Below are 16801 nucleotides of genomic sequence, written 5' to 3' on the forward strand. Positions count from 1 at the left end.
CCCTGTGCGGCCATCACGGCCGGGCTCGTGTAGTTTTCCGACGCGATCAGCTCGATGTGCTCTTCCTGGCGGCGGTTCTCGTCCTGAATGGCAGTCCAGAGTTCCGGATCGACGTTGGCGACGGTGCTGGTAGTGCGATTGAACATGATGATTGATCAAAAGAAAGTGATGGATTGACCCTGGTATGCCGGACTTGCCCGGACCCGCGAAGCCGAGCGCCGGACCGGCGCTCGATGACGTCATCAACCATGCCGCCCCGCGATGCCGGCTGAACGGTGATTCGGCATTGCCATTCCAACAGACGCAAATTCGTTCAGATAGAAGGATTACGACAATCCGCTAGGACGCATCGCGCGGCGAACCCGCAAAAAAAATCGAAGGCCCGCATCGCTGCGGAACCTTCGACGGGACCTGCCGCTCCTGGAGAATTCGTGCCTGCCCTTCGGCCTCCTGCGAATATCGGGGCCTAAACAGCGGAAAAACAGTTGTCGACGAACAAATGGGTACCGTTGACGAAGCTCGATTCGTCTGACGCGAGGAACAGCGCGGCCGCAGCCACTTCCGACGGCTCGCACAGCCGGCCTTGCTGCACCGCGATAGCCGCTTCGGTCGCGTCCACGCCCATCGCCTGCAGATCCTTGAGCTCGCGCATCCCGTGCGGCGTGCGGATGAACCCGGGCGCCAGCGCGTTGCAGCGGATGCCGCGGTCGCGGTATTCGACTGCGATCGCCCGCGCGAACATGTGGCACGCGCCCTTGGTCGCGTCATACAGCACCTCGCCGGGCGTCGCGCAGACGGCCGAGATCGACGACGTGCAGACGATGCTGCCGCGCCCCTGTTCCAGCATCTGCGGCAGGACCGCCTTCGTCATCAGGAACATGCTCTTCACGTTCACGCCCATCAGCCAGTCCCATTCCGACTCCTCGATGTCGAGGAACGGCTTGACGATCAGCGTGCCCGCGTGATTGAACAGGATGTCCGCATTGCCATACTGCCGGCGTGCCGCGTCGACCGCCGCCTGCACCTCCGACTGCTTCGACACGTCGGCGCCGACGCCCATCGCCTGCAAGCCGGCATCGCGCAGCCGCGACGCGAGCGTTTCGGCCGCGTCGCCGTCGCGGTCGATGATCGCCACCTTCGCGCCCTGCGCGGCGAACAGTTCGGACGCGGCGCCGCCGCATCCGCCCGCGCCGCCGCTCACGATGGCGACCTTGCCGGCCAGGCGTCCGTCAATCTTGGCATTCATTCGTCGCTCTCCAGTCTGGTTCGTTCGGACCGCTCAGCTGAACAGCGTCCGAAGATGATCGTTGAGGAAACGGCCTTCCGGGTCCACGCTGCGGCGCAGTTCGCGGAATGCTTCGGCCTTCGGGAACCAGCGATCCACGTCATCGCGGTTCGTGAAGTGCAGCTTGCCCCAGTGCGGACGCGAACCGTAATCGCGCAGGATGTCGTCGACGTCCTTCAGGAACGGCCAGTAGTCGACGCCGTTCGGCCCGCCCGAGCACGAGATGGTTACGCTGTCCTGATTGTTGAACGGGCTGATCCACGCCGGATCGCCCTTCGTGAAGCGGTACTCGACCGGGAAGATGCAGTCGCGATGCTTCGTGAGGATCAGGTCGCGCACGCGGCGCAGCGCTTCCTTGCCGTGTTCGGCGGGCACGGCGTATTCGAGTTCGTGGAAGTTCGCGACGTAGTGAATCGCATAGACCTCGGCGCTGTACGCGATCTTCTCGTGCTCGCCTTCGAAGAACGTGCGTTCGTCGGTGATGTCCATCACCTTGATTTCGCACACGTCGTAGTCTTTCTTCGAGTTCGACACCTTCGCGGTGTCGGGCAGGCAGTACAGGTGGCGGCTTTCGGACGTCGGGCACCAGAAGAAACCGAAATGCCGGTGCGTGGCCGCGAGGTCGTCGTACTTTTCCATCAGCGCCTCGAAGTCCTCGCGCCACACGCGGTCGTGCAGCCAGAACGCGTCGGTCACCTGCAGCGTCAGCTCCGACACCACGCCGAACAGGCCGATGTTCACCTGCGTCGCGTGCAGCAGTTCGAGGTCCTGCCTGTCGCTCACCTCCATGATCGAGCCGTCGGGGCGAACGATCCGCATCCCGACGACCTGCGACGACAGATTGCTCAGCGTCACCCCCGTGCCGTGCGTGCCGGTTGCGAGCGCACCGGCAATGGCCTGCGAATCGATGTCACCCTGGTTGACGAGCGAGAAGCCGATGTCCTTCAGATGACGCGTCACCGCGTTGATCCGCGTGCCGGCCTTCACCGTGACGCGCTTTCGCTGCTCGTCGACCGCGACGATGCCCTGGTGGTCCTTCAGCGACAGCAGCAGGCCGCTCGTCGCGACGACCGGCGTGAACGAATGTCCCGATCCCGAGCATCGGACGTTCTTGCCCTGGCTCGTCGCCGCATGCACCAGCTCGGCGATCTCCGCCTCGCTGGTCGGCGACGCGATGTGCGCGGCAACGCACGACTGATTGCCCACCCAGTTCCGCCAGAATCCGCCACGTGGAAGCTCCATCGACGTCTCTCCAGAAGTGTGCCGCCGGTCCCACGCCGGCAGCCGTGTTCGGTTCGTCCGGCAACGAAGCGGGATGCTCCCGGCGCCGGCGCGATGCGATGCGTTGTGTTCCGTTCGTGCCAAAGGTATTGCGCCAGCCGGCTTTTCACTATCGGATTTCGGCAAGCGAGGGTTTCTTCGGGGAATCGGGCCATCGGGTTTTTTGACCGGCTCGTGCAGCGGCTACAATGCATCGATCCGGCCCGCCCCTTCCCGACTCCGATGACGCCGTCCGCCGATCCGAGCGATTTTTCTGGCGCCCCGCCGTTTGCGCGAACGGTGGCGTTCTGCGCGTTCACCGACGTGGAGGAACAGGCGCGGATCTTCGACGGCTGGGATCTCAACTACACGCAGATCTCGGGCGGCCTGTTTCATGGCTCGTCGTCCATCGTGTCGCTCGGCGGCATCCGGCTCCTGGTCGAGGACCTCGACAAGGTGATCCTGCAGCAGGGCGCGGTGCCGTCCGACCGCATCGCGGTGGCCGTGCCGCTGGAACTCGAAGGCCATGCACGCATGTGCGGGGAGAAGAGCGGGCGCGACAGCCTGCACGTGTTCTCGAGCCAGCCCGTGTTCGAGTTCTATTCGCCCGACCGGCACGTGCTCGTGAACGTCGAGATCGAACCCGACAAGCTGTCGACGGAGGCGATGCGCACACTCGCCGCGTCGCTGCGCGCGCGTACCTTCGCGCCGCTGATCCCGATGACGCCCCAGGTCGCGGACCGCTTGCGCGACCTGCTGCGCCACACGATGGCCGCGGCCGCGAAAAGCACGCCGATCGAGGACGTGACGACGCAGGAGCGGATCGAACTGCTCGAGCGGACCGTGCTGTATGCGATTTCCGAAGCGATGACGATGCCCGCGCCGGACGCGGACGCCCTCGCGACGCGGCGGACGAAGTATTGGTCGCTCGTGAACGCGGTGCAGGAGCGGCTGCAGGATGCGTCGACGTGCCCGCTGTCGATCGCCGAACTGTGCGTGCAGCTCGGCATCAGCCGGCGTACCGCGCAATACGCGTTCAACGACACGCTCAACCTGAATCCGATCGCCTATCTGCGCGCCGTCCGGCTGAATCACGTTCGCCGCGAGCTGCGGCTCGGCGGGTCCGTGACGTCGGCCGCGACGAAGTGGGGCTTCTGGCACCTGAGCAGCTTTGCGCAGGACTACCGCGCGATGTTCGGCGAGTTGCCGTCGGCGACGGCGCGGCGTTACGCGCACCGGGAAGCTGAACATCGATCACGTGATACGTGACGCGGCTTCGCGTTGCCTGCGCATGAACTGAGCTTCCATGAAGAAAGCCGCGGCCGGACATGCGCCGCGGCGGGTTGAAAGCAGGCCGCCGCAGCAGGGAGCGGCCGGCACCGGCCACCACCCTGCGCACGACCTCGCTACACCGTCACTCCTGTTGTTCCTGCTCCGCCTGCACCTGCCGCTGCTGGATGAACTGCCGCACATCGCTCATCGTCACGCGACCGGTGTGTTTCGCATCGATCTCGTCGAAGTGCTTCGCGACGAAGCCCAGCCCGCTGCTCTGCGCCTGCGCTTTCGTCACCGCCGCGCCGTTGCTCAGCACCGTGTTGCCGCCGAGCCGGGCGTCGACGCGCCGCTGCGCCTGCTGCTGCAGCGTCGCGCCGGTCGACGGCAATACCGGCGCCACGCGGGTCGAAGGAAAGAACGGACCGTCGACACCGTGCCCGCCGTGCGGCAGCTTCACCGGTGCCACCTCCTGCGGCGGCAGTGCATGGGCGCTGCTCATCGCGGCACCGAGGACGGTCAACGCAGACATACGCCGCATCAAGTTGATTAGGGACATGATCACTCGCATTCAATGGATGAATAGAGGGTTCCTTTTCGCAAGGAGTCCGTCGTTTACGGTGCCACCGCCAGCGTCGTCGCGGCCGTCGTGCCCGGCACGCTGCCGGTCGGCGTGCCGGCCGGGTTCTCGTCCGGCCACGGCGGCGGCAGTGTGCGCAGCGTCAGCGCCGTCGGAATCCGCCTGCCCTGATAGAAGATCTTCAGGTCGCGCTTCATCTGCGGACGGGCCACGTCATCCAGATACGTCATATGCCCGCCCTGGAAGAAGTTCACCTGCAGCTTCGGGTTCAGGCCCTTCACGGTCTGCAGCCGCGCGAGTTGCTTCTCGGTGTTGAAGAACGGCGTCGCCAGATCGTGAAGGCCGTTTTCCGCGAGCACCCGGAGCTTCGGATTGAGCTGCAGCGCGCCGAGCAGATCGGGGATCGAGTCGGGCATCGGCTGGCCGTCATGCGAGAAGTCCCACACCTGGATGATGTTGTCGTTCAGCGGCAGGTAAGTCGCGTTCGGCGCGGTGTAGCCGAGGTAGTCGGGCATCTGCGTCGCGAGCGCGTTCGTGAACGGCTGCGAGATCAGGATGTCCGACGGATCGCCGTCCGCTTGCAGTCGCGGATCCGAGTTCGGCAACGACACACGTCCGTCGTAGCGGCCGATCGTCGTGCCGGGCAGCAGGCTCGTGCCGAACGGATTCGCGTTGAAGTAGCCGCGCAGCGCCTGCTGCGTGAGGCTCGACGGCAGCGACCACAGCTTCAGCGTCGCATCGCTCGGGAACACCGGCGTGCCGAGCGCATCCGGAATGCCGAGCTGGCTCAGCACCCACGACTGCGAGTACTGCTGCAACTGGTTGTAGATCAGCGTCGTGAACAACTCGGTCTGCAGTGCATACAGATACGGGTTGACCGGCGCCGGCGACACCTGGTTGAAGTACGCCGCTACCGCTGCATAGCCGGGCAGGTAGCCGGCCACGGTATCGGTCTCGAGCAGCAGCCCTTCTGTCGACTGCGTGATCGCCACCGCTTCCACCGCATCGGCGAAGTAGTTCAGGATCGACGACTGCAGCACGATCCCGGTCAGGTGCACGCCGGCCGATTCGAGCGCCAGCGCGAGCATGTCGCTACGCGGCGTGCCGTATGACTCGCCGTACAGGTAGATCGGCGACGTGCCGCGGCTGTTGACGGTCAGGTAGCGCTGGATGAAGTCGCGCATGATGTTGACGTCCGCGTCCGAACCCCAGTACTTCTGGTTGGTGTTCGGCAGCACGGCTTCCGACAGCCCAGTTCCCGGCGGGTCGATGAAGACGAGGTCGGTCGTGTCGATCAGGCTTTCCGCGTTGTCGACGAGCGGATAGTTCGGCCAGTTGTTGCCGAACAGCGGATCGGGCGTGGCGACGCGCGTCGGCGCGAAGGAGCCGAGGCGCAGCCAGATCGACGACGATCCGGGGCCGCCGTTATAGACGAACGTGACGGGGCGCGGCTTGCCGTTCGTGCTCGGCGCGGTGTACGCGACGTATGACATCGACGCTTCCGCGTTGCCGTTCGCGTCCTGCGCGGTCAGGTGGCCCGTGGTCGTCGTGTAGCTGACCGTCGTGCCGCCGGATTTCCACTGGTAATGCATCACCGCCGCCTTCTCCGAGACCTGCGCGGCCGCGAGGCCGTCGGTCGCGTTCATCGAATAGGCGACGGGGTCGACGTAAGGCTGGTTCGCCGCCGGCGACTGGCTGTCGGCCGCCGCTTGCGCGCTGGCCTGCTGGCTGGCTGTGGCCTGCGCGAGGCTCGACGCGCCGACCGACGACGAATCGTCGCCGCCGCAGCCCGCGAGCACGAGCGTCACGACGGTCAATGCGCCTAGCCCGGCCGGCCAGCCGCGACGCGCGCGGCGGCTGCCGGTACTGCTCCTGTCTGGTTTCATCTCTGTCCTTGGGTCGGATACCGCTTCACACGGGCCGCCATCGCCGGCGAAAAACGCGCAGGCATACCCGCCACTCGCGTTGCACGGTCGGCAGACGGCGGTTGGGGACTGGATTTCTTCGAGAGACTGAACTTGATACAGACACAGCAAACTGCTGGCGGAGAATGATGCGGGTAACGCCGCCCCCTTTGCAGTTTCAACGACTTATCGTATGACCAAAATTTACGACATCACAAAAATAGGTGGTGCTGCGCTGCGTTGTCAAAGATCATTCCGATATTAAAAAATCTCTTATGATGCAAACGGCGATCAGTGTCTGGCATTTGAAAGAAAACACGATTGTTCGCGCCTGGCTTGTTATATGAGTCGTTTTTATTGGAATGCGGCGGCGTTCTCGCATGTTGGGCAACCCCTCCAGGCTTTGGCATTGCGCATGGACGCCCTTCAAATCGACAGGATTTTTCTTTCATTTTAATTATCCCGAATCGATTGGCGCGATTCATTGAATAAAAATCGGCATTATCCAAAAAATACCGATTCGGATTATCTCCCGGACACGCAATGGAATTATTTACCCGACATCGTAATTAAACCGCGGAGTGCGCCAAGCGGCATTGATGCGTAATGCGGGGGCATTCACAATGAAGAAGCCGTCATTCGCGCCACGCATTCCGGATCGCATGACAGCGATCGCGAATCGGGCACGTGACGGCCGAGGGGGAGAGAGGCAGCGCGAGCGGCACAAGCACCGCCCGCGCGACGACGTGCGCCAACGTCGCACGCCGTACTTCAGACATTCGATTCAGCCATCAGCGCCCGTTGCCCGGCAACGCGATATCGATCAGCACCGGATCGTGGTCCGATGAACGATACGCATCCGGCGCGTAGAACGTCTTCTGCTGCTCGGCCGACTTGTACGCGAGCGTGTACTGCAGCGCGAGCGGCTCGTCCGCGTTGATGTGCCATTCGTGCACGGCCTTCACGTGCGATGCGAGCGGCAGCGACGCGAGCGCGTGATCGAGGTAGCCGGCTTCGCCGTTGTACACGTAGCTGTACGCATTGGCGCCGATCCAGCGCGACACGAGGTTGCGGTAGCCGCGCGATTCGAGCAGGCGGATCGGGTCTTCATACGTGTAGCTGTTGAAGTCGCCGATCAGCAGCGTGCCCTGCCCTGCGACGCCCGTCGGGTTGCCGGCGAGCCAGTCGGCCAGCTTCGCGGCCGCGCGCGTGCGCGTCGGATTCCAGCAGCCCTGGCCGTCGCCCTGGTCGAGGTCGTCGTTCGCGGCGTCCGGGCAGTTCTTCGACTTCAGGTGGTTGACCGCGATCGTCAACGCCTGCTTGCCGCCGATCCGGCGGAACGACTGCGCGAGCGGCTGGCGGTTCTTGTCGTCGATCGCGAGCGTCGACGCGCGGCCGACGGGTTCGACCGCGCGGCTGTCGTAGATCATCGCGACCGTGATCGCGTCGCCGCCGAGGCGCGACGTGCCCGGATCGACGACGCGCCAGTTGCTGCCGAGCTTCGCCGCGAGCTGACGCACCGCGCTCAGTTCGCCGTAGCCGTTGTTCTGGATTTCCATCAGGCCGATCACGTCGGCGTCGAGCGCCTTCAGCGCGCTGACGATCTTCGCTTCCTGGCGCTGGAATTCCTGGTAGTTCTTCGCGCCGCGGTTGTTCGGATCATCGAAGCCGCCGCCGAGACCGTTGCCGTTGAAGTAGTTGAGGACATTGAACGACGCGACGCGCAGGTTCGATTTCGGATCGCGCGCCGGTGCGTTGGTGCGCGGGTTCGAACGCGTGTCGAAAGCAGGCGCGGCCGCGCCGGGCAGCGGCTGCACGCGCCATGCGCCGTAGCGCACCTCGAGCACGCCTTCGACGTCGCGCACGGTGTAGCCCGAGCGCAACGTGTTCGCGGCCGACAGTTCCGGCGCCGGATACGGCACGGTCGCCGGGTTCTGCTTGTTCGAGCCGTCGTCGAGGACCAGCCGGTTGCGTGCGTTCGCATCGATCTGCGTCTGCACCTGCGACGGCGGCACCACGCTCGTCGGTGTGCGCAGGCGGCCGTTGCTCAGCAACACGCTGCCGTAGCGGCCGAGTTCGTAATTTTCGGTGACGGTGAGCGTCTGTGGCAGGCGCACGCGCATCCCTTCATATGCGGCGAACGCGTTCGGGTTGTCGATCGGCAGCGAGAGCGTCGCCGGCGTGACCGTCTGGTTGTTCGCGCACACCGCGATCGCGCCCGACAGCGTGAGCTGCGTCTGCCCGTATTTTTCCTCGACCTTGCCGGTCACGTGCACGAGATCGCCGGCCTTCGCGCGCACTTTCGGCGCATAGACGAACAGGCCTTCGGAGACGCCCGGCTGGTTACGGCGCTGCGCGTCGGCCTGCTGGACGAAGAAGCCACCGAAGCCGTCCGTGCCACCGAAATCGGCGGTGACGACCGCTTCGATCGACACGTTCTGGCCGGCGAGCGGCGACGGCGCGCCGGGCCCCTGGATGTCGGCGATCGGCGTCGTGCTGCCGCCGCAGTTCGGACTGACCGGAGCGGCGGTGGCGGCGAAGACCGGTGCGGCAAGCGTGGGCAGCAGCAATAGCGGGGCAAACAGGCGGATTGTCGAGCGCATGACGGGGAATCCCGGTTGTGAGGATGGCGAAAGCTTAGCGGCGCTCGATGACAGTTGTTAGTAACCAGAAGATAGATGGATGTAATAATCAGACATCGCGCTCACGGTCGGAAAGCGGGAAATCGTCTGACCAAAACCGCCGCGGTTGCGACGATTTCCCGATACCGGCTTCGCCTGCCGACCGTGGCGCTAAACCGTCCCCGGCAACGCGCTCGACACGAGCACGGCGGCCACCATCAGCGCGCCGGCCAGCACAACCGCCTCGATCCGCAACACCGCGCCGAACCGTCGCAACAGGTCGGCCGGCGTCGCGGCCGCCGGGTCCTTCAGCGCGGCCAGCAGCTTCGGCATCTCGAAGAACCGGTTGTGTCCGCCGAGCGCCGCCGCGATCAGCACGAGCGCGAGCTTGAGCAGCAGGATCTGCCCGTACGTCGACCCGAGCAGGTTCGCGGGCGTATCGACACCGCGCCAGCCGTTGTAAGCGCCGGTCGCGAACAGCACGATCAACGCGTACGTCGACGCATCGGACAGCGACTGCACGAACGATGCGCCGGTCGTGCGTTCGCTCGCGGGCATGCCGGCAAGACGCGGCATCACGCCGAACGCCGTCACGAACACGAGCCCGACCCACGCGCTGATTGCCAGCAGATGCAGCCAGTCGACCCACACCGGCACGCTGAACAGGCCCGCGTCGACCGGATGCCCGCCGTTGCTGCGCGCGAGTGCGACACCTGCGAGCGCGGCCCACATCGCGAACGGAAAGCGCGTGTCGTTCGCACGCCGGAGCAACGACAGCAGCACGACGACGGCCGTGAACACCGCGCCGGCCAGCCACGCGTGGCCGAAGCCGGTGCCGGCGAGCATCGCGCGGACAGCCGGCCAGGCGTCCAGCATCGACACGTCGCTCATCAGCGCGCAGTGCGCCCAGAACGCGGTGATGCTCGCGAGCAGCGACACGATGGACGCGATGCGCAGCGTCGCGACGAGACGCCGCGCGATGCCGTGCTGCCACGCCGACTCGCCGCGCGCGAGCCAGTGGCTGCCGAGCAGCGCGCCGACGATGACGGTGAACCCGGTGTTCTGGATCGCCACCGACACGAGCCGCAGAAGGCCGACGAGGCCCTCGTTCACCCCTTCACCCTGAACGAATAGGTGCCCTTGGTGCGATGCGCGTCGGCCGTCATCGCCACCCACTGCACCGTGTACGCACCGGGCGAAAGCTTCGGTATCCCGACGGTCATCACGCGCGGATTCGACGCATCGACTTTCGCCTTTTCGTGCGCGACGGCATTGCCGTTCGCGTCCGACACCTTCACCGAGCTGAACGCCGGTTCGAGGTCTTCGTTGAACGTCAGCCGCAACGTGTCGGGCGCGGTGTCGACCGCGCTGCCCGTCGCCGGTGCGGCGCTTTCCAGCTTGCCGTGCGCGAATGCCGCGGCCGGCACGGCGGCGGCGATCGCGCCGGCAGCGGCGAGGGCGGCCAGCCGCCCGAGCGTGGTGATTTTCATGGTCATGCCCGGCGTCACGGCTTCTTCAGCTCGACGACGGTCAACGCGCCGCCCACGTCCTCGGCGACGAAGTCGACCTGGTCGCCCACCTTCACCTGCGACAGCATCGCCGGGTCCTTCACCTTGAACGCCATCGTCATCGCGTCCATCCCGAGGTTGTCCAGCGGGCCGTGCTTGATCGTCAGCTTGCCCGTGCCCGTGTCGATCTTGCGAATCTCGCCGTGCGACATCTCGTGCTTTGCGGCGGCGCCCTGCATCGCGCCGCCGCTCATATCCATGCCGGCCATGTCGCCGGCCGCGTACGACGCGGCGGACAACGCCAGCATGCAACCCGTTGCAATCGAAACCAGTTCCTTCTTCATCGTGCGTGCTCCTGAGTGAATGAAACGAAAACCGGCGGCCGCATCGTCACGGCCGCCGCATGCTGCCCTCGGCTCAACCGTCCGGCAATTCGCCGGTGTATTCGTACGCGACGGTGCCCTTCGGATGCCGGAACCAGCCCGGATCGCGATAGTCGTTGCGGCCGAGCCCCTGCCGGACCTTCAGCACCGTGAACATGCCGCCCATCTCCAGCGGCCCGAACGGGCCGGTGCCCGTCATCATCGGCAGCGTGTTGTCGGGCAGCGGCATTTCCATGCCGCCCATCGCGCCGCCCGTGCTGCCCATCGCCATGTAGTCGGGCACGAGCTTGCCGATCTTCTTCGCGATGTCCTTCTGCGGCACGCCGATCAGGTTCGGCACCTGATGCCCCATCGCATTCATCGTGTGATGCGACTTGTGGCAATGGAACGCCCAGTCGCCCGGGCGATCGGCGGTGAACTCGATCGCGCGCATCTGGCCGACGGCGACATCCGCCGTCACCTCCGGCCAGCGCGCCGCCGGCGGAATCCAGCCGCCGTCGGTGCCGACCACCTCGAAGCTGTAGCCGTGCAGGTGGATCGGGTGGTTCGTCATCGTCAGGTTGCCGAAACGAATCCGCACGCGGTCGCCCGCCCGCACCGGCAGCGGGTCGATGCCCGGGAACACGCGCGAGTTGAACGTCCACATGTTGAAGTCCGTCATCTCGTTCACGCGCGGCGTGTAGCTGCCCGGATCGATGTCGTACGCGGCGAGCAGAAAGACGAAGTCGCGATCGACCGGCATCGTCGCGCGATCCTTCGGGTGCACGATGAACATGCCCATCATCCCCATCGCCATCTGCACCATCTCGTCGGCGTGCGGGTGATACATGAACGTGCCGTGCGCCTCCAGCTGGAACTCGTAGACGAAGGTCTTGCCCGGCGGAATGTGCGGCTGCGTGAGGCCCCCGACACCATCCATCCCGTTGGGCAGCCGCAGCCCGTGCCAGTGGATCGTCGTGTGCTCGGGCAGCCGGTTCGTCACGAAGATCCGGACCTTGTCGCCTTCGACGGCCTCGATCGTCGGGCCCGGCGACTGGCCGTTGTAGCCCCACAGGTTCGCGTTCATCCCGGGCGCCATCTCGCGCACGACGGGCTCGGCCGTCAGGTGGAATTCCTTCCAGCCGTTCTTCATTCGCCACGGCAGCGTCCAGCCGTTCAGCGTCGCGACAGGCGTGTACGGGCGGCCGTTGGGCGGCACGAGCGGCGGCTGCGTGCCGGCCTTCGCCATCGTGGGCGCTTCGGGCAGCGACGCCGCGCCGGCCTTGCTGACCATCGCCGCACCGAGCAGCGCGGCGCCCGAGCCGCTGAGAAATTGTCGACGGGACACCATGTCAATGACCTTCCGGATGCGTTGCGGGCGCCGGTTGCGCCACGGGTGAAGAAGCCGGCTGCGGTGCAGCGTCGGTCGTGGGTGCGGCGGGCGCGTCCGCACGCTGCGTTGGCTGCGTCGGCTGCATCGGCTGCATCGGCTGCGTCGGCTGCGTTGGCTGCGTCGGCTGCGTCGGCTGCGCGGTCGGCAGCCGGCCGCCGACGGCCGCCTGCAGATCGGTTTCGGCGAGCCAGTAGTCCTTCAGCGCATCGATGTAGCCGTTGACCGCGCCGACCTGGTCGCGCGCATCGGCCAGCAGCTCGAACACGCTCGCGAGCATCCCGTTGTAGCGCAGCAGCAACTCGTCCGAGATCGTCTTGCGCAGCGGCACGACTTCGTCGCGATAGTGCTTCGCGACGTCGTAGCTCGTCGTGTATGCCGCGTACGATTCGCGCACTTCCGAGCGCGCGTCGATCGCCGTCTGCGCGAGCCGGTTCGCCGACTGCATGTAGACGGCCTCGGCCCGCGCGACCTTCGCGCCGCCCCAGTCGAACAGCGGAATCTCGACGCTGATCTCGTAGCCGTGCTCGTGCCCCTTGGAGGTCTCGTAGTTGTTCACGTAGCCGAGATCGACCGCGTTGACGAAGCGCGTCGCCTTGCTGAGCCCGAGCGACGACGCGACGCCCCGCGTCTGCAGCTTCGCGGCCTGGATGTCGAGGCGGTTGCTCATCGCATAGCGTTCGAGATCGGGCAGATCGGGGCGTGCCTTCGGCAGGTCGGGCAAGCGCTCGGGCAGCGCGTACCGCGTGCGCTCGCCCCACAGCCCCATCGCGCGCGTGAGCTTCTCGCGCGCGGCCACGGCCTGCTGCCGCGCCTTCGCCTGCTGCGCGACAGCATCCGCATGGAACGCCTGTTCGCGCGCGTAGTCGAGCCGGCTGAAGTTGCCGGCCTGGCGCATGCGCAGCGCGAGTTCGGCTCCGGCGCTCGCGGCGTCGCGAACCTGCTGCGCATAATTCGCGGCCTGTTCGGCCGCGACGGCTTCGACATATGCGCGGCGCGCGTCGGCCGCGACCCTCAGCATCGCGTCGGCGGTTTCGAGCCGAGTCTGCTCGAAACGGCGGCGTTCGATGTTCGTCGCGAGCGGTAGCGTCAGCAGCACGAACACGTTGGCCGAGAACGTGCGGCCGAGGCTCAGTTCGCCGTCACCGGCTCGCGTGCGGCTGAACGAGAAGCGCGGGTTCGGCAGCCGGCCGGCCTGCACGAGATCGGCCTCCGACAGCCCGAGTTCCGCGTACGACGCCTGCAGGCCACGGTTGTTCAGCAGCGCGAGCTGCACCGCGTCGTCCATCGACAGCGGTTTCTCGAGCAGTTCCTTCGTCCGCTTGTCGACGGCTGCACGGTCGGCGTCGGTCCTGACGATGACGGCGACCTTCCCGATGCGCTCCGATGCGACGGACGACACGGCGTCGAAGCCGCCGTCCTTCGAGAATGTCGTGCAGCCGGCGAGGAATGCCAGCACGAGCACGGTTGCGCCGAACCGCGGTGAAATCGCAAGTCTCGTCATTGCGCGGCCCCTCCGTGCATCGAATGGGCCGCGCCGGCTGCCGCATTTTCGGGTTTCGCGTGTCCGGTGGTGCCGCCCTTCGCGGGCCGCGCCATCACGTCCCGGTTCAGTTGCTTCCAGCCCGGGCCTGCGTCGTCCCGATACGGCACGTAGCCGTCGAACGCGGACGTCACCGTGACGTCCGGCACCGGCGCAGCCGCGTCGGCCGGATCGGGAAAGGCGGTTTGCGCCGGCGCGAGCGACGGCACGAGCGCCGCCGCGCCAAGCAGCGCCGCAGTAATCAATCGCATGGATGTTTCTCGTCGTGAGTCGTGCGGCGGATGTCGAGCGTTCGCCGGCACGGTTTGCGGATCGCGGCCGGTCGGCCACGGACACGGACTAGACGGGAATCCGGCGCGGTGGCCGGTCGATGCCGCCGGTCAAGAACGACACGACGACCGTCGACGGCGCGAACGTGACGACCGCGAGGCCGACGTCCGACGTAACGGACACGGCAGGCACCTCCGCCATGCCCGAGCCCAAACAGCAGGACCCGCAGGCGGAACAAGGCGCCTCGTGCCGCGCGTGGTCGCCGTGCTCATGCCGCTCGCCGTGCGCGCTCGGCATCGCATGCGACGCAGCCTGGGCATCGGCACCGGCCCCCGCATGCGGCGCGGCGGCACCCGCGCACTGCGTCGACACGGTCGCGAACGACTGGATCGGCACGCACAGCGCCAGCAGCACAACGAGGATGAATTTGCGCCAATACGACATGGATGCGGAATCAGGCAGACGATGACCGGATGAACGGAAGCGGCGCCGCGACGACGCGCGCCGGATACGAGACGGCCGCAGCTTATCGCCGCCGGCGTGACGACGACATGGCCGAAACATGACGGAATTTTCATGAAGTACGGCGACGCATCGCACGCGTGCTTCATGAAAATTCCGTCATCCGGCGGTCATCTTTCGCGCACCCGCTGCGCCGTAAGCTCACGCGTTACACTGACCGGCTGGAATCACGAACGGCCTGCTCCACCATGCGGATACTGATAGTCGAAGACGAACCCAAGATGGCGTCGTACCTCCGCAAGGGGCTGACGGAGGCAAGCTACACGGTCGACGTGGCCGAGAACGGCCAGGACGGGCTGTTCCTCGCGCTGCACGAGGATTTCGATCTCGTCGTGCTCGACGTGATGCTGCCGGAACTGGACGGCTTCGAGGTGCTCCGGCGGCTGCGCGCGCAGAAGCAGACGCCGGTGCTGCTGCTGACGGCCCGCGAAGCGATCGAGGACAAGGTCACGGGGCTCGAACTGGGTGCCGACGACTACCTGCTCAAACCGTTCGCGTACGCGGAGTTCCTTGCCCGCATCCGTTCGCTGCTGCGGCGCGTGCCGCGCAATTCCCGAGACATCCTGCACATCGCCGATCTCGAAGTCGACCTGATCAAGCGCCGCGTGCGACGCGCCGACGCCCGCATCGACCTGACCGCGCAGGAGTTCGCTCTGCTGCAGCTGCTCGCGGAACGCGAGGGCGAGGTGCTGACGCGCACTTTCATCACGTCGCAGATCTGGGACATGAATTTCGACAGCGACACGAACGTCGTCGATGCAGCGATCAAGCGCCTGCGCGCGAAGATCGACAACGCGTACGAGAAGAAGCTGATCCACACGATCCGCGGGATGGGCTACGTGCTCGAGGATCGCGCATGAAAGGCGGCCCCGCGCCCTATTCGCTGCTCCGGCGCCTGACGCTCGCGTTCGCGGTCGTGGCCGCGCTCGTGTTCGCGCTGACCGGCGCGTACCTGTATCGCTCGCTGTCCGCCGAGTTGACCCGGCGCGACGATATCGAGATCGCCGGCAAGCTCAACCAGTTCCTGCAGCTCGCGCGGGCGAGCGGTTCGACCGCCGCCTTGCGCGCCGATCCGGCCGTTTTCCATGAAGTGCTGCTGTCGCATCCGGGCGTCTATCTCGGCATCTACGACGGCGCGAACCGCCCGCTCGTCGAACACACCGACGAAGCCGGCCATACGCTCGCGTCGGTGATCGCGCGGCCGCAGCCGGCCGGTGCAGCGGGCGCGGCGGCCAGCCCATTCACGTGCTCGCCGCCCGGCATCGGCACGTCGCGCTGCGTCCGTGCGCGCGCCACGCTGCCGTCGGGCGAAACCATTCAGGTTGCGCTGGCGCGCACGGCGGCGGATCGCCAGTCGCTGCTGGAAAGCTATCGCGTCGACATCTGGCTCGCGGCCGCGCTCGGCGCGCTCCTGGTCGGCGCGCTCGGCTACGCGGTCGCGTCCCGCGGTCTGCGTCCGGTCGAGAGCCTCGGCCGGCAGACGTCGCGCATCGAGGCGCATAACCTGGCCGCGCGCCTCGATGCGCGCGGCGGCCCGATCGAGCTGCGCGAGCTCGCCACATCGGTCAACCGGATGCTCGACCGGCTCGAGCGCGCGTTCGTGCGGCTGTCGCAGTTCTCGTCCGATCTCGCGCACGACATGCGCACGCCGCTCGCGAACGTGATCAGCGCGTCGCAGGTCACGCTGTCGCGTGCCCGCACCACCGAGGAATACGAAGCGCTGATCGATTCGAACATCGAGGAATGCGAACGGCTGCAGCGGATGATCGAGAACATGCTGTTTCTCGCGCGCACGGACAATGCGCGGCAGCACCTGAAGACCGCCGAACTCGACGCCGGCAACGAGCTGCGCCGGCTCGCGTCGTATTTCCAGGCGCTGGCCGACGAGGCCGGCGTGCGCCTCGACGTACACGGCGCAGCGCCGGTCGTCGCGGACGCGACACTGTTCCGGCGCGCCGTCAGCAACCTCGTCTCGAACGCGCTCGAACACGCGGAAGCCGGATCGACGATCGAGCTGGCCGTATCGACCCGGCCCGGTTACGCGGTCGTCGAGGTCACGAACCGCGGCATCGCGATTCCGCCCGAACAGATCGAGCGGATCTTCGAGCGCTTCTACCGGATCGATTCGTCGCGGCACGGCGCGGCGCGCAACACCGGGCTCGGGCTCGCGATCGTCAAGTCGATCGTCGAGCTGCATCGCGGCAAGGTCGAAGTCGTGAGCCGCGACGGACGGACGACCTTCGCGCTTCACTTCCCGGCCCGCGTTTCGTGACACGCGGATGAC

16 protein-coding genes and 1 pseudogene are annotated in these 16801 nt (G+C 66.4%); 3 read left to right on the top strand and 14 right to left on the bottom strand.

The window, feature by feature from the left end; genetic code table 11:
* The 3 genes and pseudogenes from glyA to DIE08_RS32865 form a co-directional block, all read right to left on the bottom strand.
* Positions 1-146 (bottom strand): annotated as a pseudogene (gene glyA / locus DIE08_RS32855) (serine hydroxymethyltransferase); the annotation flags it as partial.
* A gap of 320 nt (positions 147-466) precedes the next feature.
* The gene (locus tag DIE08_RS32860; protein ID WP_059608046.1) at positions 467-1246 is read right to left on the bottom strand and encodes an SDR family NAD(P)-dependent oxidoreductase; all 780 of its coding nucleotides are present in this window, start codon (positions 1244-1246) and stop codon (positions 467-469) included.
* A 33-nt stretch (positions 1247-1279) separates the two neighbouring features.
* Positions 1280-2527: a D-arabinono-1,4-lactone oxidase gene (locus tag DIE08_RS32865; protein ID WP_124905942.1), complete on the bottom strand. Its 1248-nt coding sequence runs from the start codon at positions 2525-2527 to the stop codon at positions 1280-1282.
* 261 nt (positions 2528-2788) lie between these two features.
* On the opposite strand from DIE08_RS32865, the gene DIE08_RS32870 reads away from it, so the two are divergent.
* Positions 2789-3814: a helix-turn-helix domain-containing protein gene (locus DIE08_RS32870; protein WP_124627581.1), complete on the top strand. Its 1026-nt coding sequence runs from the start codon at positions 2789-2791 to the stop codon at positions 3812-3814.
* A gap of 145 nt (positions 3815-3959) precedes the next feature.
* Here DIE08_RS32870 and DIE08_RS32875 read toward each other — a convergent pair whose 3' ends face one another.
* From DIE08_RS32875 to DIE08_RS32930, 11 genes are all read right to left on the bottom strand, one after another.
* A complete protein-coding gene (locus DIE08_RS32875; RefSeq protein WP_260436611.1) occupies positions 3960-4349 on the bottom strand; it encodes a 2-oxoglutarate dehydrogenase in 390 nt (129 codons plus the stop codon).
* Positions 4350-4432: 83 nt separating this feature from the next.
* Positions 4433-6283, bottom strand: a complete 1851-nt coding sequence (locus DIE08_RS32880) for a S10 family serine carboxypeptidase-like protein (RefSeq protein ID WP_124905946.1) — start codon at positions 6281-6283, stop codon at positions 4433-4435.
* Between the two features lie 230 nt (positions 6284-6513).
* Positions 6514-6753, bottom strand: coding sequence for a hypothetical protein (locus tag DIE08_RS35840; protein WP_185715936.1), 240 nt, complete (start codon positions 6751-6753; stop codon positions 6514-6516).
* 339 nt (positions 6754-7092) lie between these two features.
* A complete protein-coding gene (locus DIE08_RS32895) occupies positions 7093-8904 on the bottom strand; it encodes an ExeM/NucH family extracellular endonuclease (RefSeq protein ID WP_124905948.1) in 1812 nt (603 codons plus the stop codon).
* 189 nt (positions 8905-9093) lie between these two features.
* Entirely contained in the window at positions 9094-10035 is a 942-nt protein-coding gene (locus tag DIE08_RS32900; protein ID WP_124905950.1) for a copper resistance D family protein, read from the bottom strand.
* Positions 10032-10412 (bottom strand): copper homeostasis periplasmic binding protein CopC, encoded by a 381-nt coding sequence (gene copC, locus DIE08_RS32905; protein WP_124905986.1) that lies wholly within the window; start codon positions 10410-10412, stop codon positions 10032-10034. Before copC ends, DIE08_RS32900 begins: the two co-directional genes overlap by 4 nt.
* Before the next feature lie 14 nt (positions 10413-10426).
* Complete coding sequence (locus DIE08_RS32910) at positions 10427-10774, bottom strand: copper-binding protein (RefSeq protein ID WP_124905952.1); 348 nt, start codon at positions 10772-10774, stop codon at positions 10427-10429.
* A gap of 73 nt (positions 10775-10847) precedes the next feature.
* Positions 10848-12143 (bottom strand): multicopper oxidase family protein, encoded by a 1296-nt coding sequence (locus tag DIE08_RS32915; protein ID WP_124905954.1) that lies wholly within the window; start codon positions 12141-12143, stop codon positions 10848-10850.
* A 1-nt stretch (position 12144) separates the two neighbouring features.
* Positions 12145-13686 (bottom strand): TolC family protein, encoded by a 1542-nt coding sequence (locus tag DIE08_RS32920; RefSeq protein ID WP_124905956.1) that lies wholly within the window; start codon positions 13684-13686, stop codon positions 12145-12147.
* The gene (locus DIE08_RS32925; RefSeq protein WP_124905958.1) at positions 13683-13976 is read right to left on the bottom strand and encodes a hypothetical protein; all 294 of its coding nucleotides are present in this window, start codon (positions 13974-13976) and stop codon (positions 13683-13685) included. Before DIE08_RS32925 ends, DIE08_RS32920 begins: the two co-directional genes overlap by 4 nt.
* Before the next feature lie 88 nt (positions 13977-14064).
* Entirely contained in the window at positions 14065-14439 is a 375-nt protein-coding gene (locus DIE08_RS32930) for a hypothetical protein (RefSeq protein ID WP_124627597.1), read from the bottom strand.
* Positions 14440-14705: 266 nt separating this feature from the next.
* On the opposite strand from DIE08_RS32930, the gene DIE08_RS32935 reads away from it, so the two are divergent.
* Both DIE08_RS32935 and DIE08_RS32940 read left to right on the top strand, forming a co-directional pair.
* Positions 14706-15377 carry a heavy metal response regulator transcription factor gene (locus DIE08_RS32935; RefSeq protein ID WP_124627599.1) on the top strand — a complete coding sequence of 224 codons (672 nt, stop codon included), beginning with the start codon at positions 14706-14708 and terminating at the stop codon, positions 15375-15377.
* Entirely contained in the window at positions 15374-16789 is a 1416-nt protein-coding gene (locus DIE08_RS32940; RefSeq protein ID WP_124905960.1) for a heavy metal sensor histidine kinase, read from the top strand. The genes DIE08_RS32935 and DIE08_RS32940 overlap by 4 nt, the downstream gene beginning before the upstream one ends.
* The last annotated feature ends 12 nt before the right edge of the window (positions 16790-16801 follow it).

The sequence above is a fragment of the Burkholderia sp. Bp9004 genome, assembly GCF_003858025.1.
Lineage (GTDB): Bacteria > Pseudomonadota > Gammaproteobacteria > Burkholderiales > Burkholderiaceae > Burkholderia > Burkholderia diffusa.